Source organism: Brevundimonas olei, from assembly GCF_037055245.1.
Classification (GTDB): Bacteria; Pseudomonadota; Alphaproteobacteria; order Caulobacterales; family Caulobacteraceae; genus Brevundimonas; species Brevundimonas olei.
The window spans coordinates 941,979-967,215 of sequence record NZ_CP146369.1; the positions used below are offsets into that span (position 1 = coordinate 941,979).

Annotated in this window: 28 protein-coding genes; 19 read left to right on the forward strand and 9 right to left on the reverse strand. The window is 68.9% G+C overall.

Annotated elements, in window-relative coordinates; translation table 11 throughout:
• Positions 1-37: 37 nt before the first annotated feature.
• The gene (locus V8J38_RS04530) at positions 38-1,213 is read left to right on the forward strand and encodes a P1 family peptidase (RefSeq protein ID WP_338578069.1); all 1,176 of its coding nucleotides are present in this window, start codon (positions 38-40) and stop codon (positions 1,211-1,213) included.
• A gap of 159 nt (positions 1,214-1,372) precedes the next feature.
• Here the strand turns inward: V8J38_RS04530 and xseA are convergent, their stop codons facing one another.
• Positions 1,373-2,842: an exodeoxyribonuclease VII large subunit gene (xseA, locus tag V8J38_RS04535; protein ID WP_338578070.1), complete on the reverse strand. Its 1,470-nt coding sequence runs from the start codon at positions 2,840-2,842 to the stop codon at positions 1,373-1,375.
• A 146-nt stretch (positions 2,843-2,988) separates the two neighbouring features.
• Here xseA and V8J38_RS04540 point away from each other — a divergent pair, with 146 nt between their 5' ends.
• From V8J38_RS04540 to purD, 3 genes are all read left to right on the forward strand, one after another.
• A complete protein-coding gene (locus tag V8J38_RS04540; RefSeq protein ID WP_291779819.1) occupies positions 2,989-3,132 on the forward strand; it encodes a hypothetical protein in 144 nt (47 codons plus the stop codon).
• A 15-nt stretch (positions 3,133-3,147) separates the two neighbouring features.
• A complete protein-coding gene (locus tag V8J38_RS04545; protein WP_291779822.1) occupies positions 3,148-3,570 on the forward strand; it encodes a PRC-barrel domain-containing protein in 423 nt (140 codons plus the stop codon).
• Positions 3,571-3,642: 72 nt separating this feature from the next.
• The gene (gene purD, locus V8J38_RS04550) at positions 3,643-4,920 is read left to right on the forward strand and encodes a phosphoribosylamine--glycine ligase (RefSeq protein WP_338578071.1); all 1,278 of its coding nucleotides are present in this window, start codon (positions 3,643-3,645) and stop codon (positions 4,918-4,920) included.
• A 145-nt stretch (positions 4,921-5,065) separates the two neighbouring features.
• On the opposite strand, the gene V8J38_RS04555 is transcribed toward purD, so the two are convergent.
• The gene (locus tag V8J38_RS04555) at positions 5,066-5,764 is read right to left on the reverse strand and encodes a murein L,D-transpeptidase catalytic domain-containing protein (protein WP_338578072.1); all 699 of its coding nucleotides are present in this window, start codon (positions 5,762-5,764) and stop codon (positions 5,066-5,068) included.
• A gap of 127 nt (positions 5,765-5,891) precedes the next feature.
• Between V8J38_RS04555 and V8J38_RS04560 the strand changes: the two genes are divergently transcribed.
• Positions 5,892-7,208: a metal-dependent hydrolase family protein gene (locus tag V8J38_RS04560; RefSeq protein WP_291779831.1), complete on the forward strand. Its 1,317-nt coding sequence runs from the start codon at positions 5,892-5,894 to the stop codon at positions 7,206-7,208.
• Between the two features lie 27 nt (positions 7,209-7,235).
• Here V8J38_RS04560 and V8J38_RS04565 read toward each other — a convergent pair whose 3' ends face one another.
• Positions 7,236-7,688 (reverse strand): DUF983 domain-containing protein, encoded by a 453-nt coding sequence (locus V8J38_RS04565; protein ID WP_312220387.1) that lies wholly within the window; start codon positions 7,686-7,688, stop codon positions 7,236-7,238.
• 158 nt (positions 7,689-7,846) lie between these two features.
• On the opposite strand from V8J38_RS04565, the gene V8J38_RS04570 reads away from it, so the two are divergent.
• A complete protein-coding gene (locus tag V8J38_RS04570; protein WP_338578074.1) occupies positions 7,847-10,678 on the forward strand; it encodes a tetratricopeptide repeat protein in 2,832 nt (943 codons plus the stop codon).
• Positions 10,679-10,752: 74 nt separating this feature from the next.
• Here the strand turns inward: V8J38_RS04570 and V8J38_RS04575 are convergent, their stop codons facing one another.
• The 3 genes from V8J38_RS04575 to V8J38_RS04585 form a co-directional block, all read right to left on the reverse strand.
• Positions 10,753-11,031 (reverse strand): HU family DNA-binding protein, encoded by a 279-nt coding sequence (locus V8J38_RS04575; protein ID WP_003165927.1) that lies wholly within the window; start codon positions 11,029-11,031, stop codon positions 10,753-10,755.
• A 122-nt stretch (positions 11,032-11,153) separates the two neighbouring features.
• Positions 11,154-11,969 (reverse strand): flagellar type III secretion system pore protein FliP, encoded by an 816-nt coding sequence (gene fliP, locus V8J38_RS04580; protein WP_338578075.1) that lies wholly within the window; start codon positions 11,967-11,969, stop codon positions 11,154-11,156.
• Positions 11,966-12,244: a FliO/MopB family protein gene (locus tag V8J38_RS04585; protein WP_338578076.1), complete on the reverse strand. Its 279-nt coding sequence runs from the start codon at positions 12,242-12,244 to the stop codon at positions 11,966-11,968. Before V8J38_RS04585 ends, fliP begins: the two co-directional genes overlap by 4 nt.
• 156 nt (positions 12,245-12,400) lie before the next feature.
• On the opposite strand from V8J38_RS04585, the gene flgB reads away from it, so the two are divergent.
• From flgB to fliE, 3 genes are read left to right on the forward strand one after another with little or no spacing between them, the layout of a single operon-like run.
• The gene (flgB, locus tag V8J38_RS04590; RefSeq protein ID WP_338578077.1) at positions 12,401-12,805 is read left to right on the forward strand and encodes a flagellar basal body rod protein FlgB; all 405 of its coding nucleotides are present in this window, start codon (positions 12,401-12,403) and stop codon (positions 12,803-12,805) included.
• Positions 12,806-12,818: 13 nt separating this feature from the next.
• Positions 12,819-13,253 (forward strand): flagellar basal body rod protein FlgC, encoded by a 435-nt coding sequence (flgC, locus tag V8J38_RS04595; RefSeq protein WP_338578078.1) that lies wholly within the window; start codon positions 12,819-12,821, stop codon positions 13,251-13,253.
• 13 nt (positions 13,254-13,266) lie between these two features.
• Positions 13,267-13,590, forward strand: a complete 324-nt coding sequence (gene fliE / locus V8J38_RS04600) for a flagellar hook-basal body complex protein FliE (protein WP_338578079.1) — start codon at positions 13,267-13,269, stop codon at positions 13,588-13,590.
• A 13-nt stretch (positions 13,591-13,603) separates the two neighbouring features.
• On the opposite strand, the gene gluQRS is transcribed toward fliE, so the two are convergent.
• On the reverse strand, positions 13,604-14,452 hold the full coding sequence (gene gluQRS / locus V8J38_RS04605) for a tRNA glutamyl-Q(34) synthetase GluQRS (protein ID WP_338578080.1): 849 nt from the start codon (positions 14,450-14,452) through the stop codon (positions 13,604-13,606).
• An 89-nt stretch (positions 14,453-14,541) separates the two neighbouring features.
• Between gluQRS and V8J38_RS04610 the strand changes: the two genes are divergently transcribed.
• The 4 genes from V8J38_RS04610 (at position 14,542) to V8J38_RS04625 (ending at position 17,036) form a co-directional block, all read left to right on the forward strand.
• Positions 14,542-15,195 carry a DNA-3-methyladenine glycosylase gene (locus V8J38_RS04610; RefSeq protein ID WP_338578081.1) on the forward strand — a complete coding sequence of 218 codons (654 nt, stop codon included), beginning with the start codon at positions 14,542-14,544 and terminating at the stop codon, positions 15,193-15,195.
• 60 nt (positions 15,196-15,255) lie between these two features.
• The gene (locus V8J38_RS04615; protein ID WP_338578082.1) at positions 15,256-15,918 is read left to right on the forward strand and encodes a trimeric intracellular cation channel family protein; all 663 of its coding nucleotides are present in this window, start codon (positions 15,256-15,258) and stop codon (positions 15,916-15,918) included.
• Positions 15,919-15,926: 8 nt separating this feature from the next.
• On the forward strand, positions 15,927-16,325 hold the full coding sequence (locus tag V8J38_RS04620; protein WP_338578083.1) for an ASCH domain-containing protein: 399 nt from the start codon (positions 15,927-15,929) through the stop codon (positions 16,323-16,325).
• 138 nt (positions 16,326-16,463) lie between these two features.
• Positions 16,464-17,036 (forward strand): HNH endonuclease, encoded by a 573-nt coding sequence (locus V8J38_RS04625; RefSeq protein ID WP_291779905.1) that lies wholly within the window; start codon positions 16,464-16,466, stop codon positions 17,034-17,036.
• A gap of 13 nt (positions 17,037-17,049) precedes the next feature.
• On the opposite strand, the gene V8J38_RS04630 is transcribed toward V8J38_RS04625, so the two are convergent.
• Both V8J38_RS04630 and V8J38_RS04635 read right to left on the reverse strand, forming a co-directional pair.
• The gene (locus V8J38_RS04630; RefSeq protein ID WP_338578084.1) at positions 17,050-18,492 is read right to left on the reverse strand and encodes an aldehyde dehydrogenase family protein; all 1,443 of its coding nucleotides are present in this window, start codon (positions 18,490-18,492) and stop codon (positions 17,050-17,052) included.
• A gap of 5 nt (positions 18,493-18,497) precedes the next feature.
• On the reverse strand, positions 18,498-18,884 hold the full coding sequence (locus tag V8J38_RS04635; RefSeq protein WP_338578085.1) for an L-rhamnose mutarotase: 387 nt from the start codon (positions 18,882-18,884) through the stop codon (positions 18,498-18,500).
• A 91-nt stretch (positions 18,885-18,975) separates the two neighbouring features.
• On the opposite strand from V8J38_RS04635, the gene V8J38_RS04640 reads away from it, so the two are divergent.
• Genes V8J38_RS04640 through V8J38_RS04665 form a run of 6 tightly spaced genes read left to right on the forward strand, consistent with a single transcriptional unit; the run spans position 18,976 to position 25,229 of the window.
• Positions 18,976-20,154 carry an aldose 1-epimerase family protein gene (locus V8J38_RS04640; RefSeq protein WP_338578086.1) on the forward strand — a complete coding sequence of 393 codons (1,179 nt, stop codon included), beginning with the start codon at positions 18,976-18,978 and terminating at the stop codon, positions 20,152-20,154.
• A 2-nt stretch (positions 20,155-20,156) separates the two neighbouring features.
• Positions 20,157-20,921 carry an SDR family NAD(P)-dependent oxidoreductase gene (locus V8J38_RS04645; protein ID WP_338578087.1) on the forward strand — a complete coding sequence of 255 codons (765 nt, stop codon included), beginning with the start codon at positions 20,157-20,159 and terminating at the stop codon, positions 20,919-20,921.
• A 22-nt stretch (positions 20,922-20,943) separates the two neighbouring features.
• On the forward strand, positions 20,944-22,131 hold the full coding sequence (locus V8J38_RS04650; RefSeq protein ID WP_338578088.1) for a CoA transferase: 1,188 nt from the start codon (positions 20,944-20,946) through the stop codon (positions 22,129-22,131).
• Positions 22,128-23,264, forward strand: coding sequence for an ABC transporter substrate-binding protein (locus tag V8J38_RS04655; RefSeq protein WP_338578089.1), 1,137 nt, complete (start codon positions 22,128-22,130; stop codon positions 23,262-23,264). The genes V8J38_RS04650 and V8J38_RS04655 overlap by 4 nt, the downstream gene beginning before the upstream one ends.
• A gap of 11 nt (positions 23,265-23,275) precedes the next feature.
• Positions 23,276-24,052, forward strand: coding sequence for an enoyl-CoA hydratase/isomerase family protein (locus V8J38_RS04660; protein WP_338578090.1), 777 nt, complete (start codon positions 23,276-23,278; stop codon positions 24,050-24,052).
• A 16-nt stretch (positions 24,053-24,068) separates the two neighbouring features.
• Positions 24,069-25,229 carry a fumarylacetoacetate hydrolase family protein gene (locus V8J38_RS04665; RefSeq protein WP_422388331.1) on the forward strand — a complete coding sequence of 387 codons (1,161 nt, stop codon included), beginning with the start codon at positions 24,069-24,071 and terminating at the stop codon, positions 25,227-25,229.
• Positions 25,230-25,237 lie beyond the last annotated feature (8 nt).

The window sequence follows — 25,237 nt, forward strand, 5'->3', positions numbered from 1 at the left end:
CATCTGACCGCTTCTCGTTCATAAGTTCGGATGTTTCATGTCTCGATCGCCCGCCGACATCCTCGCCGCCGGCGTCTTCGCCGCCGTTCTGGCCGCCGCGCCCGGAGCGGTCGCTCAGGAGACGCAAGGCCAGCGCCCGACCATCCGCGAACTGGGCCGGGCGCCGGGCGTCCTGTCGCCGGGGCGGCTGAACGCCATCACCGACGTCGCCGGGGTGAAGGTGGGGCAGGTGACGCTGCGCGCGGGCGACAGCGTCCGCACCGGCGTCACCGCCGTCGTGCCGCACGGCGGCGACCTGTTCCGCGACAAGGTGCCAGCCGGACTGTCGGTCGCCAACGGCTTCGGCAAGCTGGCCGGCGCGACCCAGATCAGGGAACTGGGCGAGATCGAGACGCCCATCGTCCTGACTAACACCCTGTCGGTGGCGCGGGGCATCGACGGCGTTCTGGACTGGATGCTGAAGCAGCCGGGGCATGAGGACATCCGTTCGGTCAACGCCGTGGTGGGCGAGACCAACGACGGCGGGCTGAACGACATCCGCGCCCGCGTCGTCACCGCCGCCGACGTGGTGCGGGCCATCGAGACGGCGACGTCGGGGCCGGTGGAGCAGGGCGCGGTCGGCGCCGGGACCGGGACCATCGCCTTCGGGTTCAAGGGCGGGATCGGCACCAGTTCGCGCAAACTGCCTGACAGCCTGGGCGGCTTCACCGTCGGGGTGTTGGTCCAGTCGAACTATGGCGGCATGTTGAGCATCGACGGGGCGCCGGTCGGGGTGCGGCTGGGCCGCTACTACCTGCGCGAAGAGGTGGAGAATGAGCGCGCCGACGGCTCCATCATGATCGTGGTGGCGACCGATGCGCCGCTGTCGGACCGCAATCTGGAGCGGCTGGCGAACCGGGCCTTCGCCGGTCTGGCGCGGACGGGGGCGGCGTTCTCGAATGGGTCGGGAGACTATGCGATCGCGTTTTCGACGGCGGAGGGCGTGCGGCGCACGCCTGAGCGGCGGATGGGGCAGGCGATGGTCGCGGACTGGCCCAACGACCGGATGTCGCCCCTGTTCGTCGCGGTCGCCGAGGCGACGGAGGAGGCCATCCTCAACTCCCTGCTGAAGGCGCAGACGACGACCTCGGTGATCGACGGCAGGGCGGTCACGGTCGAGGCGCTGGACATCGACGCGGTGAAGGCGGTGTTGAGCGAGACGGCCAGCCGTTAGGGCTCCGCCCCTCTAAGCCCGCTCATCCCGGCGGACGCCGGGATCCAGTAAGAGCGACGCGCTCGATTCTCTGAAGACTGACGCCTAGTTTCCAAGCGCTGAGGTTGAAGCCAAAGCACTGGGTCCCGGCGTCCGCCGGGATGAGCGGAATTTCAGGGATCAGAACAGGTCGCCCTGACCCGCCGGCGCGGCCTTCGGGCGCGGGGCGGGCCTGGGCGTCGGCGCCGGACGCGGCGTCGCGCCCTCACTATCGATGGTCGCCCCCTTCGCGCCATCCCCGAAGACGATCTGAACCGCCTGCCCCGGCGACAGAGCGGCGGCCGAGGCGATCATGGCGCCCTCGGCGTCCTCGATGCGCGCGAAGCCGGGCTTGGGCCGCTTGGGGTCCAGCGTCGACAACGCCCGTGACAGGGCGGCCAGCCGGGTTTCGTCGCGGTCCAGCCGCCGCTTCATCGCCGGGCCGAAACGGTCGGCATAGGCGGCCAGCCGGTCGCCGCGTCGCTCAATGGCGCGGTCCAGCAGTCCCCTGGACAGTCGCCCGGCGACGGCCGCCAACTGACGTTCATGCACGGCGACGTTGCGATGAAGCCCCGAGCCCAGGCGGCTGGCGGCGAGGTCCAGTCGTTGCTGCGGCAGGGCCAGCAGGTCTTCGGGCCGGGCGGGCAGGCCGCGCGCGGCGGCGCGCAGACGGGTGCGGCGATCCTCCAGCATCCGCGCACCGGCGCGCGACAGGCGGCCTTCCAGATCGCTGAGCGCCCAGCGCAGGTCGGCCAGCACCGGGGTGGCGATTTCGGCCGCCCCGGTCGGGGTCGGCGCCCGGCGGTCCGACACGAAGTCGATCAAGGTGGTGTCGGTCTCGTGCCCGACGGCCGAGATGATGGGGATGCGGGCGGCCGCGACCGTGCGCGCCAGCCCTTCGTCGTTGAAGCACCACAGATCCTCGACCGAGCCGCCGCCGCGCGCGACGATCAGCAGGTCGGGGCGCGGGATCGGGCCGTCCGGCGTCATCTGGTCGAAGCCGCGGATGGCGTTCGACACCTGGCCGCAGGCTGCGTCACCCTGAACCACCACCGGCCAGACGATGACGCGGCAGGGCCAGCGTTCGGCGATCCGGTGCAGGATGTCGCGGATCACGGCGCCGGTCGGGCTGGTGATGACGCCGATGGTGGCGGGGAAGGTCGGCAGGGCCTTCTTCTTCGCCGGGTCGAACAGGCCCTCGTCGCGCAAGCGGACCTTCAGCCGTTCCAACTGGGCCAGCAGGGCGCCTGCGCCCGCCGCTTCCATGCTTTCGATCACGATCTGATAGGAGGAGCGCGCCGGATAGGAGGTGATCTTGCCGGTGACGATGACCTCCAGCCCCGTCTCGGGCTGGACGCCCAGGCCGCGCACCACGCCCTTCCAGATCACGCCGTCGATGGCCGATTTGTCGTCCTTCAGCGTCAGATAGACGTGGCCCGAGGCGTGGCGGTTCACCTTGGAGATTTCGCCGCGCAGCCGCACATGGCCGAAGCGTTCCTCCAGAGTGCGCTTCAGCGCGAAGCTCAGCTCCGAGATCGACAGCGGCGGATTGTTGTCGCGGGCGGGCTGCGGGGCCGCGCCCTCGAAGGCGTAGTCGTCATCGGAGGTCATGGCGCGCACCCTAGCCGCAGCCGACGCCCCCGCAAAGACATCCGCCGATCCGCCGGGGCGCCGCGACAAGCGTGGCGGAACGGGCGCGTCCCCGCGCGCGTTCGCGAAACATGGTGCAGTCCCCAGACCCGCCCTCGGAGGAGGCCATGGCCGACGACGTACCGCCCGATCAGGCGCGCGAGCGCGATCTGGCGCGGCGCAGTCACAATCCGGCGCTCAGCCCGTGGCTGGTTCTGGGGCTGATTCTTCTGGCCGGCGTCGGCGTCTATGTGGTGTCGGCCGTGATCTAGAGACAGGAGGGTTTGATGATGAGGATTTTGCTCGCCGCCGCCTCGACCGCCGCCTTGCTGGCCGCCTGTTCGCAGGCGCCGTCCAGGCCGGACAGGACGCCCGAGGCCTCGCCCGACGCCGCTTCGGCGCCGAAAACGGCGACGACGCCTGCGGCCGCACCGGCTGGGGCCATGGCCCTGGGCCTGACCGTCGCGCAACTGGAGGAGGCTGATCTCATCACGTCGGCCGGCGTCGATCTGGGCGATGTCCAGCGGGTCGACCTGGACGCGTCGGGCGCGGTCACGGGCCTGATCATCGAGCCGGCCGGCGAGGGCGGGCCGCGTTGGGTGCGCATTCCGCTGGATGGTCTGACGCCTCGAAAGGAAGGCGACGACTACGACCTGGTGTCGACCATGACGCTGGAGCAGTTGAAGGCCATGCCCGCCTGGATGCCCTGATTTCCATGATCCTGCGTCGGCTAACCGTTTCCGGCGCTTGACCGGGACGGCGCGCGCGGCCATTCCGCCCCCATGAACATTCTGCTCGTCGGATCGGGAGGGCGCGAACACGCCCTGGCCTGGAAGATCGCCCAGTCGCCGCTGGTGGAGCGGCTCGTCGTCGCGCCTGGTAATCCGGGCATGGCCAGGCTGGGCGAGATGCGGCCCGACCTGAAGGCGACCGACGCCGACGGCCTGGCGGCCCTGGCGCGCGAGATGAAGGCGGATCTGGTCGTCGTCGGCCCGGAATCGGCCCTGGCCGAGGGGCTGGCCGACCGGCTGCAGGCGGCGGGCATCCCCTGCTTCGGCCCGACCCAGGAGGCGGCGCAACTGGAGACGTCCAAGGCCTTCTCCAAGGCCTTCCTGCAGCGCCACGGCATTCCGACGGCGGGCTATGGCGTCTATGAGGACGTCCCCTCGGCCAAGGCGGCGCTGGACCGGTATTCGGCCCCCTATGTCATCAAGGCCGACGGCCTGGCGGCGGGCAAGGGCGTGGCCATCAGCCCCGATCGCGCCGACGCCGAGGCCGAGATCGAGCGGATGCTGGGCGGCCGGTTCGGCGCGGCCGGATCGCGCGTGGTGATCGAGGAATTCATGGACGGGGAGGAGGGCTCCCTCTTCGCCCTGTCGGACGGGACGCGGGCCGTGCTGTTCGGCGGCGCCCAGGACCATAAGCGCGCCTTCGACGGCGACCTGGGACCCAACACCGGCGGCATGGGCGCCTATTCGCCCGCGCCCGTCTTCACGGCGGCCTTCACCGAGGCGGCGAACGCGCGCGTCGTCGTCCCGACCATTCAGAAGATGGCCGAGGAGGGCGCGCCCTATCGCGGCGTCCTCTATGTGGGGCTGATGGCGACGGCCGAAGGCCCCAAGGTGGTCGAGTTCAACGCCCGCTTCGGCGACCCGGAATGCCAGGTGCTGATGATGCGGCTGGACGGCGACGTCGTGCCGCTGCTGCTGGCCTGCGCGCGCGGCGACCTGACCCAGGCGCCGGCCCCGACGTTCAAGCCGGGCGTGGTGATCTGCGTGGTGCTGGCGGCCAAGGGCTATCCCGACAGTCCGCTGGAAGGCTCGGTCATTCGCGGCGCGGATCAGGACTTCGGCCCGCACGTCCAGGTCTTCCATGCGGGGACCAAGCTGCGCGACGACGGCGCCCTGGCGGCGGCGGGCGGTCGGGTGCTGAACGTCTGCGCCTATGGCGACGACGTGGCCCAGGCGCGCGAGCGCGCCTATGAGGCTATCGCCAAGATCGACTGGCCGGGCGGTTTCCACCGCACCGACATCGGCTGGCGGGCGCTGGAGCCGCGCTAAAATCACGTCACCCTCGGGCTTGTCCCGAGGGCCCATGGCGGCCGTTAGGCGCGGCGGTTGGTTCTTATGACGCGCTCTTAAGCCCGATGCGGCGCCTGTAGAACGATAGGCCCTCGGAACAAGTCCGAGGGTGACGATCGTTATGTCAGGTCATCGCAAACAACAGCCGGCCCTCGCCCATGCGTTCGCGCAGTGGGATCAGATCGGCGTGGGACACGGAGAAGCAGCCGTAGGACCGGCCCAGCTTGCCCTGACGCGCCAGGAAGGCCGGGTCGGCGTAGTCGGCGCCGTGGATGATGATGGCCCGTTCGCGCGCCAGGTTGTTGGAGTACTCCAGCCCGTCCAGCAGGACGTTCGGTCCCTGCTGGCTGCCCCAGCTGGCGCCCGCCGTGGCGTAGGCGCCGATGGAGGACATATGGCTGTCCGGGCGGTTGGAGAACTGCTGCGCATAGCCTGAATGCGCCGGGTCCGAGCCGCGCCCGTGGCTGGTGCGGTAGGCCGTGACCCAGCCGCCTTCCAGATCGACTTCGTAGAGTCGGTCCTCGCCCGAGAATTTCTGGAAATCGACCAGATACATCCGGTCGCGCTTCGAAATCTTGTGGCCGTGCACGTCCATGGCGGCGCGCGCGCGTTCGATCAGATCCTTGCGGACGACGCCGTGGGGATCGATCGTCGTCCCGACGTCCGTGATCTGGACAGCGGCCGGCGCTGCGCGATCCGGCAGGGTGGGAAGGTTTGGAGCCACGGCCCCGGCGAGCTGAAGGCTGGAGGTGGAAGCGGCGGAGGAGCACCCCGCCAACAGGGCCGATCCGCCCAGAATCAAGCCACGTCTGGAAAGCCGCATGCGACGCCCCTCGCACGGTTAAACAACTGTATCGGCTTGTTTCATGAACCGTCCTTGCAAAGCAACCTTGGCCTTGGCGGGAAGATTGGAACGGTTATGTTGCGCGCCTCAGTAACGGGAGGGATGAATGAAAAAGCTTGCCCTGATTGTGACCGCGGCCGTTCTGGCCGCGACCGGCGCCGAAGCGCGCCAAACCCCGGCGCCTGCGTCGGTTTCCGCTGAACAGCCGACGAAGTTCGTTCAAGTGGGGCGGCTTTTGGCCGATCCGGCCAGCGGTCGGGTCCTGCGTGATAAAACTCTCGTGATCAGAGGGAACCAAGTCGTCGAGATCCGCGACGGCTTCGTCGGCGAAGGGGACGTCGTCGATCTGCGCTCGGCCTTCGTCCTGCCCGGCCTGATCGACAGCCATGTCCATCTGACCTTCGAATCGAATCCGAATTCGCGCCTCGATGGACTGACGCAGTCCAATGCGGCCCAGGCGATGGTCGGTGCGCGATATGCGCGGCGCACGCTCAATGCGGGCTTCACCACGGTGGCCGACCTCGGTGCGACGAACGAATCCATCTTCGCCCTGCGCGACGCCATCCGCATGGGCGACGTGCCCGGACCGCGCATCATCGCCGCCGGTTCGGCCGTTTCGGTCCATGGGGGGCACGGCGACGTCAACGGCTATCGCGACGACATCCTGCACTTGATGTCGCCTGAGAGCATCTGCTCGGGTCCGGAAGACTGCCGCCGCGCGGTGCGAATGCAGGTGCGCGCGGGCGCCGACATCATCAAGATCACGGCCACGGGCGGCGTCCTGTCCAATACGGCAGCAGGCCTGGCGCAACAGTTCACCGAGGACGAACTGGCCTCTATCGTCGAGGTCGCCCATCGCATGGGCCGTCAGGTCACCGCTCACGCTCACGGGGGCGACGGCATCAACGCCTTCCTGAAGGCGGGCGGCGATTCCATCGAGCACGGCACCTATCTGGATGACGACTCCATCCGGATGTTCAAGGCGAACAACGCCTGGCTGGTGCCGACGCTGATGGCGGGGGATTTCGTCGCTCGCGTCGCATCCAGCCCCGACAACTTCTTCACTCCGGCCCAGACGGCCAAGGCGCTGGAAGCCGGACCCAAGATGCTGGACATGGCCGCGCGCGCGCACCGCGGCGGGGTCAGGATCGCGTTCGGCACCGACACCGGCGTCTCGGCCCACGGCGACAACGCTCAGGAGTTCGCCCTGCTGGTCCGCGCAGGACTGACGCCGCTTGAGGCGATCCAGGCGGCCACTGTCGGCGCCGCCGAGCACCTGCGCATCCAGAACGAAGCCGGGCGCCTGGCGCCGGGGATGCCGGCCGACCTGGTTGCGGTCAGCGGCGATCCGCTGACGGACGTCACCGAACTGGAGCGCGTGCGCTTCGTGATGAAGGGCGGCCAGGTCTTCCGGGCCGACTGATCCGACTGCCTAGAAAGAGGCCGCCGCTCAGTCCTTGTCGCGGGCGGCGGCCTTGGCGGCGCGCTCGGCCTGACCGCGCCAGCCATAGCCTTCGCCGTGCTTGCCGACGCTGACGAAGGTGGCTTCCTCGGCCTTGTGGAAATACTGCTCGGACACCATCCAGCCCTTGAAGGGCCGCAGCACCCACAGGCACATGGCCGCCAGGATCGGGAAGGTCACAAGGAAGTGGACCCAGACCGGCGGATGCAGGCTGAACTCGAAGATCATGAAGGCGATCATGCCGACGACGCCGACCGCGCACATGACGAAGAAGGCCGGGCCGTCGGCCGGATCGGCGAAGCTGTAGTCCAGCCCGCATTCAGGGCAGGATTCACGCAGGCTCAGGTAACCCTTGAAGACAGGGCCCTCGCCACAGCGCGGGCAGCGGGCGCGAAGGCCGGTCTTCAGCGGGCTGATCGGAGGATAGGCGGGATCGGACACGAAACGGTTCCTAGAAGAACGATGTCCATGATGTCGGCCGTTCGCCCTGGGGAAGCAAGCGGGTGTTTTGTCCTATCCGCGCGGATAGGCCCTGCAGGTCGGGCGAGTTAGGCCCCGTTAACCGCGATTAAAGCCCTTCGCGCGAGCATGCGCGCGATATGTCCGGGGCCCCCGCCAAGAAGCGCGTTCTGCAGACGACCGTGGCGGCCGCCGCGGCGGGCGTGGTCGTCTTCGCGCCCCTGGCGCCGGCGCCGTCTCTGGCCCAGGCCGGCGCGCCGGTCGAGATCCGCATCGGCGCCAATGCGGGCTTCACCAAGATCGAGTTCGCCGGGGTCGTGGGATCGCGCGCGCGGGTGCGCCAGGACGGCCGCACCGTCGTGGTCCGCATCGGCACGACCGCCGCCCCCGACGTCAGCCGCCTGCGCGTCGATCCGCCCAAGGGGCTGGAGAAGATCGAGACCCGCGCCGCTCAGGGAGCGACCGAACTGGTCCTGACCCTGGCCGAGGGGGCGGGCGCGACCAGCGGCGCCGCCGACGGCGCCGTCTGGCTGAACCTCTATGCGCCGGGCGCGCGCGCCGACGGTTCGCGACCCTCGCCCGTGCCGATCGGCGGGGCGGTGCCGGTGGCGGCCGAGGTCAAGGGCCAGCAGACGGTGATGCGTTTCGCCTGGAACGGGCCGGTCGGCGCCGCCGTCTTCCGGCGCGGCGAGGCGGTCTGGGCCGTCTTCGACCATGCCGCCCGCATGGAGATGAAGGGCGAGGGGCTGAACGGCGCCCGCTGGGCCGCCGGACCCGACTTCACCGCCGTACGCATTCCGGTCGAACCGGGTCAGGCCGTGGCCGCCCGCGCCGAGGGCTCGACCTGGGTCGTGACCATCGGCGGGACCGCGCCCTCGCCCAGCGGCGTGGACATCGAGCGTGACGACGCGGTCAAGGCGTCGCTGACCGCGCGCATGGCCGGGGCGACCCGCACCGTCTGGCTGACCGATCCGATGATCGGCGACCGCTTCGCCGCCGTCACCGCCCTGGCGCCCGGCAAGGGGCTGAAGACCGGGCGGCGCACGGTGGACGCGGGCTTCCTGCCTACCGCCCACGGCCTTGCGATCGAGACGCCGACCGACGACCTGAGCGTCACGGCCGACGGCGACCTGGTGACGGTGACGCGTCCGCGCGGCCTGACCCTGTCCTCGCCGACCGCCGGATTGGAGACGGCGGTCGAAGGCGCCGACGCGCCGCGCGCCGCGTCGCGTCCGGCCCTGATCCTGGCCGACTGGTCCGCCGATGCGGGCGAGGGCGGCTTCACCGCCCGTCATCGCGCCCTTCGGGACGCCGCCGAGCGTGAGAGCGGCCGCGCCGCCGAAGATCCGCGCGCGCCCATCGAGGCGCGGCTGGCCTACGCCCGCTTCCTGGTCGGGCACGGTCTGGGGTTCGAGGCGGTCGGGGTGCTGAACGCCCTGATCAAGCAGACGCCCGCCATGCAGGGCGTGGCCGAGGTGCGCGGCCTGCGCGGCGCCGCCCGCGCCTCCATCGGCCGTTTCGCCGAGGCCGAGGCCGACTTCTCGTCCGGCGCCCTGGCCGGGGATCCCTCGACCAAGGTGTGGCAGGGCTATATCGCCGCACAGCAGGGCGACTGGGCCAACGCCCGGCGGCTGTTCGCGGCCGGCGCGGGCGTGGTCGACGGCTTTGCTCCCGAATGGCGCGCCCGCTTCGGCGCCACCCACGCCATGGCGGCGGTCGAGACCGGCGACGCCGACGCCGCGCGCGAACTTCTGGCCTATGTCTTCAGCCAGCCGAACGTCTCGGCCCCCGACCAGCTGACCGCCCGCCTGGTGCAGGCCCGGCTGTTCGAACTGGACCATAACCCCGACCGCGCCCTGGCGATCTACAAGGCGGTGGCGCGCGCCCCGCTGGACGGCGTCGCCACGCCCGCGCGGCTGGGCGTCATCAAGCTGGAGATGGCCAAGGGGACGCTGAAGGCCGACGCCGCCGCCGCCCAGCTGGAGGCGCTGAAATGGCGCTGGCGCGGCGACGCGACCGAGCTGGCGGTGATCCGCACCCTGGGCGAGCTCTATCTGTCGCAGGGCCGCTATCGCGAGGCCCTGACCACGCTGAAGACGGCGGGGCCGAAGATCGTCACCCTGCCGGGCGGGGATCGGCTTCAGGCCGATCTCGACAACGCCTTCCGCGCCCTGTTCCTCGAAGGCGCGGCCGACGGCTTGCAGCCGGTGCAGGCGCTGGCCCTGTTCTTCGACTTCCGCGAACTGACGCCCGTCGGCGCCGACGGCGACGAGATGGTGCGGCGTCTGGCGCGGCGCCTGATCGACGTCGACCTGCTGGATCAGGCGGCGGAGCTGCTGAAATACCAGGCCGAGAACCGGCTGGACGGGGTGGCCAAGGCGCAGGTGTCGACCAATCTGGCCGCCGTCTATCTGATGAACCGCCAGCCGGAAGAGGCGCTGAAGGCCCTGTGGTCGTCGCGCACGACCTTGCTGCCCACGCCGATGAACCTGGAGCGCCGCGCGCTGGAGGCTCGCGCCCTGATGGAGCTGGGGCGCTACGATCATGCGCTGGAGGTGCTGGGCAAGGACGCCTCGCCCGCCGCGCGGGACGTGCGCGCCGACATCCTGTGGAAGCAGCAACAGTGGGGGGCGGCCGCCGCCCTCTACGAACAGCGTCTGGGCGATCGCTGGAAGGAGACGGCCGTGCCGCTCAGCGAGGTCGAGGAGACGCGCCTGATTCGTGCGGGCGCGGGCTATTCCCTGGCGCAGGACGCCGGCGCCCTGAGCCGCCTGTCGAAGAACTACGCCCGCTTCGCCGAAGGGGCGCGCTCGCCCGGCGCGATCCGGGTGGCGCTGGCGGGACTGGACGGGGCCGACGGCTCGGGCCGCCCGCAGGACTTCGCCGCCCTCAGCGCCGGAGCCGACGCCTACGCCGGCTGGATCACGCAGACCAAGGCCGAGTTCCGGGCCAGGACCGGCGCGGGCCAATAAAAAACCCCCCTCCCGGCGGGAGAGGGGTCTTTTGCGTCTATCCCCGCGAGGGGGATCGAACGCGCCTGAAAGGCTTAGCCGTTGACGGCGTCCTTCAGCGGCTTGGACACGCGGAAGCGCACGGCCTTCGAGGCCGGGATCTTGATCGTCGCGCCCGTGGCCGGGTTGCGGCCTTCGCGCTCGGCGCGCTCAGCCGTGTCGAACACGCCCAGGTTCGAGATGCGAACGTCGCCGCCCGACTTCAGGGACTTGTGGATGTTCTCGACAATGGCGGTCAGCACCTTGCCGGCGTCAGCTTGCGAAACGCCCGCGTCCTTGGCGACGGCGGCGATCAGTTCAGCTTGAGTGGTCATGAGGGTCGTTTCCCAATGGTGGTCGCCCGGAAAGAAGCGCCGGGCGAGGACCGGGGGATCAACGACGGTTTTTGCAGGCTTGGCAAGCCCGCATCGGCGCGAAGGCCTTGCAGGCTGGGGATTTATCCCGCTCCGGAGGCTCTCTGGAAGCTCTCGACAAGGCTTCCGGCGACCAGTCTCCACCCGTCCACCAGCACGAAGAAGATCAGCTTGAAGGGCAGGCTGACGACCACCGGCGGCAGCATCATCATACCCATGGACATGAGCACGCTGGCGACCACCAGATCGATCACAAGGAACGGAACAAAAAGAAGAAATCCGATCGTGAAGGCGGTCTTCAACTCGCTGATCATGAAGGCCGGCGTGACCACGCGCAGGGGCAGGTCCTGCACGTCCGCGGGGGGCTCCACACGCGACAGGCGAGTGAACAACGCCAGGTCGTCCGGCTTCACCTGGGCCAGCATGAAGGTTTTTACCGGTTCAGACGCCGCATCGAAGGCCTGAGGCAGCTCCATCTGCTGATCCATCAGGGGGCGGACCCCCGAATCATAGGCGTCCTGCCAGGTCGGAGCCATGACGATGGCGCTCAGAAACAGGGCCAGGGACACCAGGACGGCGTTCGGCGGCGACTGCTGCATCCCCAGCGCCGTGCGCAACAGGGACAGCACCACGACGATTCGCACGAAGCTGGTGGTCATGATGACGATGGACGGCGCCAGCGACAGGACCGTCATCAACCCGACCAGTTGCACCACGCGCTGCGTCAGGCCCGCGCCGGTCCCCAGGTCGATATTGATGGCCGAGCCGGTCTGAGCCGCTTCCTGCGCCAGCGCGCCCAGCGGCCAGATCAGGCACAGGGCGGTCGTGATCAGCGACAGCAGGGCCGCGCGTTTCAGTTCTGCGCGGGTCGGCGCGCCGAACAGGGCGGGGCGCTTCACTTGACGTCTCCCGGCTGGCGCGGCTCGATCAGTTCGCGGCCTTCGCCCAGCAGGATCAGCCGTTCTTCGTCGTCGACGCGGATCAGCACCAGGCGGCGCGAGGGGTCCAGCACCAGGGTCTCGACCACCTTCATCCGCCGCACCTGTCCCTGCGGCCCCTGGAAGCGGGCCAGGATTTCGGGCGCATAGCGGCGCGCCGCCCAGGCGGCCAGGCCGATGATGCCCAGGGTGATGGCCAGGCCGAAGATCGCCCGGAACAGATCGAGGAAGTTCATGCGTTCGCAGGCCCCAGACGCGACGGAGACGACGCGGACCGCCGCGACGCTTCGCCCGCATGTTTCAACGGACGTGGTTAACGGCGCGTTTAGGGATACGGGATATTAACCATGCAGGCGGCAAATTCTGCCGATCCGTTCGTCCGAGGGATTCGCGTGTCCGTCACCGACCTGCCGCTGCTGAATCAGATCAAGGGCCGCCTGGGCTGGCTGGACGACCGCCAGCGGGTGATCGCCCAGAACGTCGCCAACTCCGACACCCCCGGCTATGTCGCCCGCGACCTGAAGACGCCGACCGATTTCGCCGAGGCGATGCGGACGGGCGGCGGCCTTCGCATGACGGCCACCAACGCCCGTCACATCTCGCCGCCCGGTCAGGCGGCACGGTTCGAGGCGACGAATACGCCGGATTCCGAGACCACGCTGGACGGCAATTCGGTCGTGGTCGAGGAGCAGATGCTCAAGATGGCCGAGAGCCGCATGGCCTATGACGCCGCCATCGGCTTCTACCAGAAGTCGATGCAGATGATCCGCCTGGCGGCCAAGAAGCCCGGCGCCTGAAGGGGATTGAACCATGCCTGATCCGGTCAACAATCGCCCCGTAACGCCCCGCAACACCGCCATGGCCGTCGCCTCGACCGCGCTGAAGGCGCAGCAGTCGCGGATGCGCATCATCGCCGAGAACATCGCCAACGCGGAATCCACGGCCAACGTCGCGGGCGGCCAGCCTTATCGCCGCCAGACGCCAGTGTTCCAGGCCCGCAACGTCGACGGCGCGACCGGCGTGGTCCTGGCCGAGGTGCGGCCGGACCAGAGCGACTTCCGCATGGATTACGACCCCTCGCACCCGGCGGCGAACGCGGAGGGCTATGTCCAGCGGCCCAACGTCGACACCCTGGTCGAGGCCATGGACATGCGCGAGGCGCAGCGCGCCTATGAGGCCAACCTGAACGTCATCGAGACGGCGCGGAACATGGAGTCCCGCACCCTCGACATCATCAAGAAATAAGAGGGGCTAGGGCATGAATCCCATCATGGCCGCCCGCGCCTACGCCGCCGTTCAGGGCGGGGGCGGGGTCAATGTCGCCACCTCGGCCAATGCAGCCGCCTCGACGGGGCCTAATGCAGCGGGGGGCTTTGCGGACCTGCTGCAGAATGTCATGACGCAGACGACGCAGGCGACCCGCGCGGCCGAAACCCAGATGGCCCAGTCGGTGCAGGGGCAGGGCAATCTGATCGACGTCGTCACCGCCATCTCCTCGGCTGAGGCCTCGCTGGAGACGGTCATGGCCGTGCGCGACCAGGTGATTTCGGCCTATCAGGAAATCATGCGGATGCCGATCTGACGGCGCCTTGCGGTCAGAACCCCAGTTCCGCCCTCAGCGCTTCGGGCGTCAGCCTGCTCTCTCTCAGTTCAGCCAGAGTGACCGAGCGGTCGCGCTTGGCGTACCGGCGGCCGTCCGGCCCGGCCAGCAGGCGGTGGTGGCGATAGACGGGCGCGGGCCAGTCCATCAGCGCCTGGATCAGCCGCTGGATATGCGTCGCCTCGAACAGATCCTGGCCCCGGATGACATGGCTGATCCCCTGCAGGTCGTCGTCGTGCGTCACGGCCAGATGATAGGCGGTCCCGGCGTCCTTGCGCGCCAGCACCACGTCCCCCGCCGTCTCGGGGCGCGCCTTGACCATGCCGGTCTCGCCATCGGGGCCTGAGCCTTCCTCGATGAAGCTGAGTGCGTCCCAGGCCGCGCCGCCCAGCGCCTCCTTCGCCCGATCCAGCGACAGTCGCCAGGCGAAAGGGCGTCCTTCGGACAGCAGGCGCGCCTCTTCCTCGGCCGGATGCGGGCCGGGGCGAGCGGCCTCGGCCGGGCCGTGAGGCGCATCGCCGATGGCGTCCAATATCTCCTTGCGGGTGCGGAAGCAGCGATAGAGCAGGCCGCGCCGGTTCAGCGCCTCGACCACGGCGGCGTAGGCGGCCAGATGATCGGACTGGCGCCGCACCGGCGTCTCCCAGTCCAGCCCCAGCCAGGCCAGGTCTTCGTAGATGGCCGCCTCGAACTCGGGCCTGCATCGCGTCGGATCGATGTCCTCTATCCGCAACACGAAGCGCCCGCCGACATCCTTCGCTGCGCGCCAGGCCGTCAGGGCCGAAAAGGCGTGCCCCCTGTGCAGGCGGCCGGTGGGCGAGGGGGCGAAGCGGGTGGCGAACATGGAGACAGACTAGCGGTTTCCGGCCGTGGTCAGAACCGGGCGGCGAACGGCTCTTTTCGAGGGATGGGGCGCAGGCCTAGCATGGCGTCATGGCTCTTGCTCCGTCTCCCGCCTCCGTCGCCGCCGCCCGCGAGGCTCTGGCCGCCGCCGATCCGGCGCTGGCCAAGGCGCACGCCTCGACGCCCGTGTTCGAATGGCGGTTGCGGCCGGGCGGCTATGAGGGCTTGTTCCGCATGATCGTCGAGCAGCAGGTGTCGGTGGCGGCGGCGGCCTCGATCTGGAAACGGGTGGTCGACGGGCTGGACGGGCAGGTGACGCCCGAGGCCGTGCTGGCGCGCGATGTCGAGACGCTGCGCACCTTCGGCCTGTCGGGACAGAAGGCGAAGTACGGCCATGAGATCGCCCGCGCCCAGACCGAGGGTCACATCGACTTCGACCATTTGGAGCGGTTGGACGACGTGGAGGCCATCGCCGCCCTGGTCGCCATCAAGGGGGTGGGCAAATGGACGGCCGAGACCTTCCTGATGTTCTGCGAGGGGCGGCTCGACGTCTTTCCCGGCGGGGATGTAGCCCTCCAAGAGGCGATGCGCTGGGCCGACCGCGCCGAGGCCCGTCCGAACGAGAAACAGGCCTATGCCCGCGCCGAGATCTGGCGGCCGCATCGCGGGGTGGCGGCGCATTTGCTCTGGGGGTGGTATGGTGGCGTTCGGCGCGGCGAGATCGCGCTGGACGAGGGCGCCTGACCCTCGTCTTCACCAAGGCCGGGGGCGACCCCGAAGACGGCGCCGCGTGGCGCCCTGGGGATGATGACGATGTTGGAGCCGATCGCGGGCGCAGACCTGGTTCGTCCGACTGCGGTGCTGCCGCTGCTGGATTTCGCGGGCGTGGCCGTGTTCGCCGCCACCGGCGCCCTGGCCGCCGCGCGCGAGAAGCATGACGTCCTGACCTTCGCCTTCTTCGCCGCCGTCACCGGCATGGGCGGCGGCACCCTGCGCGACCTGCTGATCGGGGCGCCGGTGTTCTGGGTGCAGGACTGGCGCTATGTCGCCGTCTGCATGGTGGCGGCGGTCGGCTTCTGGATGCTGGGTTCGCGGTCGTGGCGTTTCCGCGCCCTGCTGTGGCTGGATGCGGTGGGGTTGGCGGCCTATGGCGTCATGGGGGCGGCCAAGGCGGCGACCTATGGCGTGACGCCTCTGATCTGCATCGTCATGGGCGTGCTGACGGCCTGTTTCGGCGGCATCGTGCGCGACGTGCTGGCGCACCAGCCTTCCATCCTGCTGCGGCGCGAACTGAACATCACCGCGGCTCTGGTGTCGGCGGCCCTGTTCGTCGGGCTGAAGGCCCTGAGTCTGCCGACATGGCCCGCCGTGGCGGTGGCCGTCGTGGCCGGGTTCGGCGTGCGCGCAGGCGCCCTGAAGTGGGGCTGGAGCCTGCCCGCCTTCCCGACCGCCGCGTCGCGCTATTGAGGCTGTCCATGAGCGAGATTCCCGTCGCCTATGCCGCCGCGCCGCGCTGGGCTTTCGGCGACAGCCCTGAACTGGCGGACGAACTGCTGGCCCTGGTGCTGGCCGGCGGCAAGCGCGCGACCTGTTCGTCGCTGGCGTCATGCGAGGCCGACATCATGCCGACCGTGGGCGAGGTCAGCGTCATTCTGGACGGCGCGGGCGTCCCGCGATGTGTGATCCGCACGACCGAAGTCGAGATCATGCCTTTCGAGCAGGTCAGCGAGGACTTCGCTCGCGCCGAGGGGGAGGGCGACCTGACCTATGCGTGGTGGCGCGACGCGCACGAGGCCTACTATCGCCGCGAAGGCAGTTGGGCGCCGGGGATGAAGGTGGTCTGCGAACGCTTTGAACTGGTCGAGGCCTTCTGATCGCGCCGTCACGAAAACTCCTCACGCCGGTCATGGCGATGCGTGGGAATCAGGCGTAGGATTTTCGTCAGCAGACCAAGGAAGGAGACGTGTCTTCAGTCCTGTCGCGTCGATAACCCCCCGTATGAGCGGGAGGGCCTGATGCAGGTCCTGACCCGCCCGCCGTCCGGCTTTCCAGCCTTGGTGCTGAACGCCGATTTCAGGCCCTTGTCCTACTTCCCCCTGTCGCTCTGGCCCTGGGAAGAGGTGGTCAAGGCTGTGTGGCAGGACCGCGTCGACGTGGTCGCCACCTATGACAAGGTCGTCCGCAGTCCTTCGCTGGAGATGCAACTGCCCAGCGTGGTCTGCCTGAAGTCCTATGTGGATCAGGACCGCAAGCCGGCCTTCACCCGCTTCAACGTCTTCCTGCGCGACGGTTTCGCCTGCCAGTATTGCGGCGAGCCGGGCACGTCCCAGGATCTGACCTTCGACCACGTCATCCCGCGCTCGCGTGGCGGGCGCACGACGTGGCAGAACATCGTCGCCGCCTGCGGTCCCTGCAACCTGCGCAAGGGCGGCCGCACGCCCGGTCAGGCGCACATGCCCCTGCGCCGCACCGCCCACCAGCCCAGCGCCTGGCAGCTTCAGCAGGCGGGGCGGCGCTTTCCGCCCCACTTCCTGCACCAGAGCTGGCTCGACTACCTCTACTGGGACATCGAGCTGGAGCCCTAGCGCGTCGCTGGTTTCACCCGGCGGAGTAGCTGGTTTTGGTCAGAGTGTAGAAGTCTGCGGCGGCGAAGCCCTGTTCGCGGGGGCCGTAGCTGGACTTCTTCGTGCCGCCGAAGGGGACGTGGTAGTCGACGCCCGCCGTGGCCAGGTTGACCATGGTCATGCCCGCCCGCGCCCGGCGCTGGAAGTCGCGGGCGTGCTTCAGCGACTGGGTGACGATGCCCGCCGACAGGCCGAACTCCACCCCGTTGGCGACCGCCAGGGCCTCTTCATAGGAGGCGACGCGGATGGTCGAGGCGACGGGGCCGAAGACCTCCTCGGTGTTGATGCGGGCGTCGGCCTGGGTGTCGACGATCAGGGTCGGCTGGACGTACCAGCCCGGCTTGTCGAGGCTGAGACGCTCGCCGCCCGCCAGCACACGGCCCCCGCCGTCGCGGGCGATGTCGATGTAGTCATAGGCGGTCTGGCGCTGGGCCTCGGTCACGGCCGGGCCCATCTGGGTCGTCGGGTCCAGGGCGTCGCCGACGCGCAAAGCCTCCACCTTCTCGGCCAGGGCGGCGACGAAGCGGTCGTGGACGCCGTCCTGCACGATCAGGCGACTGGAGGCGGTGCAGCGCTGGCCGGTGGCGAAGAAGCTGCCGTCCAGGGCGATGGCCACGGCGCGCTCCAGATCGGCGTCGTCCAGCACGATCAGCGGATTCTTTCCGCCCATCTCCAGCTGCACGCGGGCCTGACGCTTCATCGCCCCCTCGGCCACCCCGGCGCCGACCTTCTGCGAGCCGGTGAAGCTGATCCCGTCCACGTCCGGGTGGGCGACGATGGCGCGGCCGACGTCGCCGTCGCCGATGACCATGTTGACCACGCCGCCGGGCAGGCCCGCCTCATGCAGGATGGCGATCAGGGCCTCGGCCGTGGCCGGGGTGGGGCCGGCGGGCTTGATGACCACGGTGTTGCCGAAGGCGATGGCCGGGGCGATCTTCCAGGCCGGAATGGCGATGGGGAAGTTCCACGGGGTGATCAGGCCGAACACCCCGACCGGCTGGCGATAGGTCTGGATCTCGACGCCCGGCCGGGTCGAGGCCAGGTTCTGGCCGTGCAGGCGCAGGGCCTCGCCGGCGAAGAACTTCAGGATGCGGGCGGCGCGGGCGGTCTCGCCTATGCCCTCGGCCAGGGTCTTGCCCTCTTCGCGCGACAGCAGGCGGCCGACCGCCTCGCGCCGCTCCATCAGCAGGGTCCCGGCCCGGTCCAGGATGTCCGAGCGGACCTCGGGCGAGGCGTCGGCCCAGGGACCGAAGGCGGCGCGCGCCGCCTGGACCGCCTGATCCACCTCGGCCGCCCCGCCCTTGGGCGTGCGCGCCACGACCTGACGCGTATCGGACGGGTTCAGGCTCTCGCCCGGCCGCGACCCGGCGATCTTCTCGCCGCCGATCCAGTGCGATAGCTCAAGCGTCTCGGTCATGGGGATCATCCTTGTTGCAGGGCTGGATTGCCCGACGACGGCTGTTCGGACAAGGCGTAGATGCAGATCATCTCGACCCAGGTCTGGTCGGGCGCGAAGGGCAGGGGCTTCTGGAAGCTGCGCATCAGGGCGTCCCAGGCCTGGACGTCCGGATTGGCCGCGTCGCGTGCGGCCTTGGCGGCGGCGTCATAGGCGTCCCCCTGTTCCAGGATCATGAACATGCGGTCGCCCACCAGCCAGATCTCCAGCTCGCGCACGTCATCGGCGCGGATGGCTTCTGTCACGGCGGCGGGCGGCCCTCCGGCGCGATGCCATTCCCGATAGCGAGCGATCTGAACGGGATCGTCGTGCAGATCCACGGCAAAGCAGCGACGCGTGGGGGGTGAACTCACAGGGACCTCATGGAGGGCGTTGACGGGCCGGAAAGGCCATCTATAAACATAATACATATTATAATAATGAGCCTGCTTAGGGAGGCAAGCCGTGACCCAATTGTATGGCCGGACGCTGAGTCGTCGCGCCCTGTCCGAGCGCACCGGCGCCTTGTCGCAGTTCGCCGGAGTCCGTCTTGCCACCCTGGGCGACGGCGTCGAGCGCGGCGTGCGCCAATTGGAATTCCGCACGGGCACGGGGTTGCGCTTCACCGTCCTGATCGATCGGGCCATGGACATTGCTGAGTGCGAGCACAACGGGCGCGCCGTGGGGTGGCATTCGCCATCCGGCTTCCGCCATCCAGGTCTTCACGAGTATGAAGGAGAGGGCGGCCTGGGCTGGTTCCGTTCCTTCTCGGGCCTGATGGTGACGTGCGGGCTGGACCACGTCCTGTTCATGCACGACGATCCGGCGGAGCATTATTTCTATGGCCCGCGCAAAACGGTCAGTTCGTCTCTGCACGGCCGCGTGGGGACGATTCCCGCGCGCCTGACCGGCTATGGCGAGCGGTGGGAAGGCGACGACTGCATCCTGTGGGCAGAGGGGGTGGTGCAGCAGGCCACGGTTTTCGGCGAAGACCTGCATCTGATCCGCCGCATCGAGGCGACGGTCGGCGGTGACGAAATCCGGCTGCACGACCGGGTGGTGAACCACGGCTTCTATCGAACGCCGCACATGTATTGCTACCATATCAACGTCGGCTATCCGGTGCTGGATGAAGGCGCGCGTTATGTGGCGCCGATCCGGGACGTGGTCTGGGCGGCCCATGCGGGCGAGGATTATCGCAAGCAGGGCGCCGGATATCGCACCCTGCCGGCGCCGATCCGCAATTTCCACGAGCAGGTCTGGCAGCATGACATGGCGCCGGACGCCGAGGGGCGGGTGAGCGTCGCCCTGGTCAATGAGGCTCTGGGCTTCGGCTTCGAGGTCGAGACGCTGAAGTCGCAGTTCCCGGCCATGTACGAATGGCAGAATCTGCACGCCGGGCACTACGCCGTGGGGATCGAACCCTCGACCAACCATGTGCTCGGCAAGGATTTCGCCCGCGACCGGGGGGAACTGATCCAGCTCGAGCATGGCGAAGAGCGGTGTTACGACAGCGCCTTCCGCATCCTGCCCGATAAGGCCGCGGTGGCGGACGCCGTTCGCCGCATCGAGGGCGTGCAGCGCCAACCCGAGGATGAGTATCCCGAACCCTCGGGCGTCTATCCGTCGATTGGGGGACGCTGAGGATGGCGGGTGTTCAGGACATGCAGGGGAAGGTCGTTCTCTACACGGGCGCGGCGGGCGGGCTGGGCCTCCAGACGACGCTGCAGTTGATGGGGCGCGGTGCGACGGTGGTGGCGGTCGATAACGACCCAGCCAAGGTGGCGGCGCTGCAAGATGCGGCGACCTCGGTCACGACGGGGCGACTGGTGGTCTCGATCGCCGACCTGTCGGACCTTGAGGGCTTTCGCGCCGAGTTGAAGGCGCGTCTGGGCGAGGTCGGCGGCTTCGACGTGGTGATCAATAACGCGGCCGTCTATCCGTCCAAGCCCTTCGAGGACTACTCCATCGAGGAGCATCAGGCGGTCCAGCGCATCAACGTCGATGCGGGCGTCGTGGCGGTGCAGGAAGCCCTTCCGGGCATGCGCGAGCGCGCCTTCGGCCGCATCATCAATATCTCCAGCATCACCATCTCGGGCGAGTGGGCCAACCTGTCGCCCTATGTGGCGTCGAAGGGCGCGCTTATCGGTCTGACGAGGGCCTGGGCGCGTGAGTTCGGCGCCTATGGGATCACCGTCAACGCCATAGCGCCGGGGGCCTTTCCCACCGACGCCGAGGCCATTCATCCGGACCCCGAAGGCTATGTCCGTCACGTGCTGGACAGCCAGGCCGTCAAACGACGGGGGCACGTCGGCGACATCGCCCACGCCGTCGCTTTTTTCGCCGCCGAAGAGGCGGGCTTCATCACCGGTCAGACGCTGCACGTCAACGGCGGCTGGGTAATGGGCTGAACTTGCAAGGGTATTGAAGACAATGGGAATCCTCAACGGAATCCGCGTTCTGGACTGCTCCATCGCCATGGCCGGTCCCTTCGCCGCCCAACGCATGGGCGATATGGGCGCCGACGTGATCAAGGTCGAGCCGACGACCGGCGAGTGGCAGCGTCACGTCGCAGCCGGCGGCGCGCGCGGCAACCAGATCAACGTCTCCTTCCTGTCGCTGAATCGGAACAAGCGGTCGCTGGCCGTCGACCTAAAGGCGGACGAGGGCAAGGCCCTGCTGCTGGAAATGGTCAAGACGGCCGACGTCTTCCTGCAGAACTATCGGCCCGGCGTGGCCGCACGCCTGGGCGTCGACTACGAGACCCTGTCGAAGATCAATCCGCGTCTGATCTACGTCTCCATGTCCGGCTACGGCGAGGACGGGCCTTACCGGAACTATCCGGGCCAGGACCTGCTGCTGCAGGCCATGTCGGGGGCGATGATGTCCTCGGGGTCGGCGGATCAGCCGCCGTCGCCGGCGGGCCAGTATCTCGTCGACGCCATCACCGCCTACACCGCCTTCGAGGGTGCGCTGGCGGCCCTGTTCCATCGCGAGCGTACGGGCGAGGGGCAACTGGTCCAAGTCAACATGCTGGACGCCATCACCACCATTCAGATGCAGGAGCTGTCGGTCTTCACCGTCGGCGGCAAGCCCCAGACCCGATCGGCCGAGCCGCACGCCCATAGCTATATTCGCGCGCCATATGGGGTCTTCGCCACCAGCGACGGCCATATCTCCATCGCCATGGCCTCGCTGAAGACTCTCGGCCGCCTGATCGAGGAGCCCTTCTTCGCCGATCTGGACGATGAGACCGACAGCTGGGCCCACCGCGACAAAATCTACGCCTGCGTCCGGCGTCGTCTGGTCAACCGCACTAGCGCCGAATGGCTGGCCCTGTTCCGTGAGAACGACATCTGGTGCGGCCCTGTCTACGGCTATGCGGACGTCGTCGATGATCCCCAGATCCAGCACAATGGAACCTTCGTCGAATACGACCATCCGACAGAAGGCCGGGTGAAGACGCCGGGCTTCCCGATCAAATTCTCCAAGACTCCGTCCGTGGTCGAGCGCGGCGCGCCTCTGGTCGGCGAGCACACGCGCGAGATCCTGGGCGAGACGGGCCGCGACCCGACCGAGATCGAGGCCCTGATCGCGGCGGGCGTGGTGCGGGCGGGATGACGGCGCCTGCCTATCGCGGCCTGACCTGGGACCACCCGCGCGGCTACCGCGCGCTGGAATCCGCCGCCGCCCGGATCGATCCGGCGCGCGACGGCTTCGCCCTGAGCTGGGACCGCCATTCGTTGGAAGGATTCGAAGAACGCCCGATCGCCGAGCAGTGCGGCCTCTACGATCTGGTCGTGCTGGATCACCCGCATGTGGGTGAAGCCATCGCCGCCGACTGCCTGATCCCGCTCGAAGAGCTCTTCACCGCCGAGGAGATCGCAAACTGGGGGGCGAAAGTGATGGGGCGCAGCCTGTCCTCCTATCGCTACGCAGGGCGGCACTGGGCCCTGCCCCTGGACGCCGCGACCCAGGTCATGGCCTGGCGGCGCGAGTCGATGGAGAGACCGCCGACGACGTGGGACGACGTGGCCGATCTGGCGGAGCAGGGCGGCGTCGTTCTTTCGCTGTCCGGTCCGCACGCCGCGCTCAGCTTCCAGTCCATCTGCGCCGCCCTGGGCGCGAACCCGGCGGCTGACGGCCAGATCTTCGTCGAACGAGCGGCGGGGCGCGAAGCCTGGGCGTTGCTGTCGCGGCTGGCGGCGCATAGTCCGAAAGGGCTGGGCGGGCTGAATCCCATCGGCATCCTGGAGCACATGAGTCGTCACGAAGACGTGGTCCTGTGTCCCCTGGTCTATGGCTATGTGAACTATGCGCCCGGAGGCGTGCTGGGTTTCGCCGATGCGCCGCGCGCCCGCGCCGGCGGACCCGTGGGTTCGATTCTGGGCGGCACGGGGATCGGCGTCTCGAAACGTTGCGCCGTCACGCCGGGTTTGCTGAACCACCTGCGGTGGCTGATGTCGCCCGAGGCTCAGGGCGGATTCATCCCCGAGCATGACGGTCAACCGTCGCTCAAAAGCGCGTGGCGCGACGCGGAGGTCAACGCCCGCTGGGGCGGCTTCTACGCCGATACCTTCGCGACCCTGGAAGGAGCGAGCCTGCGCCCGCGTCATGACGGCGCCATCGCCTTTCAGACCGCCGCCTCGGAACGTCTGCGCCAAGGGCTGGAAGCCGGCGACGACGCTGATGTGGTGCTGAACCATCTGCAGGCGCTGTTTGTGCGGCTCCGGCCGAACGGCGCTGAAACTTGAGGACGATCGACATGAGCGAAGAGCCCGAACTGTTGTTTGAAGTGGACGGCCATGTCGCCGTCATCACCCTGAACCGACCGCAGAAGCTGAACGCGGTCACGCCCGAGATGGCCCACGCCGTCGAGGCCGCCATCGCCGAGTGCGACGCCTCCGAGACCATTCGCTGCGTCGTCATCACCGGGGCGGGGGAGAAGGCGTTCTGCGCCGGGTCGGACATCAGGACCCTGGATGGCTACAAGACGCCGTGGCAGTTCCGGAACCGGGGCGACTATTGCGACGCAGTGCGCCTGTGCCGCAAACCGACCATCGCGGCGGTCAACGGCTACGCGCTCGGCGGCGGGCTGGAGACGGCGATGAGCTGCGACATCCGCATCGCCTCGACCAACGCCAGGTTCGCCGCGCCCGAGATCAAACTGGGCTGGATCGGCGGCGGCGGCATGGCGGCGGGCCTGTCCCATTCCATCGGCGCGTCCAATGCAGCGCTGATGATCCTGACGGGCGACCCGGTGGACGCGGAAACGGCCAGAGGATGGGGTCTGGTCAGCGAGGTGACGGCGCTCGGCGATCTGCTGGCCCGCGCCCGCGCCATCGCTGAGGTCATCGCTTCGCGCGCGCCCATCGCCGCCGAAACGGCCAAGCTGAACCTGAAGGCGGCCCACGCCATGCCTTATGAGAAAGCAGTCGAGTACGAACGCGATCTGCAGACCATCTGCTTCGCCACCGAGGACGCGCGCGAGGGCCGGGCCGCCTTCGCCGAAAAGCGCGCGCCCGTATTCAAGTATCGCTGAGGATCAAGAGATGCGTCTGACCCCCGCCGCCATCCTGCCCGTTGATGACGACGCCCTTCTTTTCGGTCGGATCTGGTCCCCGGCGGCCTCAGGTCCGCTCTTGGTGCGCGTTGACGGCGCGCGCCTAACGGACGTCTCGCGGACCTTTCCGACCGCGCGCGACCTGTGCGAGGCGAGCGATCCCACGGCGGCTTTGAAGGCGGCCGAGGGCGAGGATGCGGGGACTCTGGCGGATGTCCTGGCCAATACGGACGCCGAGACGCGCGATCCGACGCGGCCCTGGCTGCTGTCGCCGATCGACCTGCAGGCGGTGAAGGCGGCGGGCGTGACCTTCGTCACCTCCATGCTGGAGCGCGTGATCGAGGAACGCGCGCGCGGCGATCTGTCGGCGGCGGCGGGCATCCGTGACCATATCCGCGACCTGGTGGGCGACGATCTGCGTCGCCTCAAGCCCGGATCGCCGGAGGCGGCGGCGCTGAAACAGACCCTTATCGCGGCGGGCGCCTGGAGCCAGTATCTGGAGGTCGGCATCGGTCCCGACGCCGAAATCTTCACCAAGGGTCAGCCGCTGTCGAGCGTGGGAGCCGGCGCCGACATCGGCGTCCATCCGGCCTCCACCTGGAACAACCCCGAGCCGGAGGTGGTGCTGGTCGTCTCCTCGCGCGGTTCCATCATCGGCGCGACCTTGGGCAACGACGTCAACCTGCGCGACGTCGAGGGGCGTTCGGCCCTGTTGCTGGGCAAGGCCAAGGACAACAACGCCGCCGCCGCCGTCGGCCCGTTCGTGCGCTTGTTCGACGGGATGTTCGACCTGGAGGCGGTGCGTCGGCTGGAGATCGCGCTGACGGTGACGGGCCGAGACGGCTTCGTCATGAACGGGCGCTCGGCCATGAGCGAGATCAGCCGTGATCCCGCCGATCTGGCGGTCCAGGCGATCAATGATCATCACCGCTATCCGGATGGGCTCGTGCTGTTTCTCGGGACCCTGTTCGCGCCGGTCGAGGACCGCTACGAAAAGGGGAAGGGCTTCACTCACGCGTCGGGCGATGTGGTGCGGATCGCCTGCGACCGCTTGGGCGCGCTGGTGAACCGGGTGCGGCCGACCGACCAGTGCGAGCCGTGGACCTTCGGTGCGGCGGACCTGATGCGCAACCTGGCCCGACGCGGCCTGATCTGAGGCGAGGC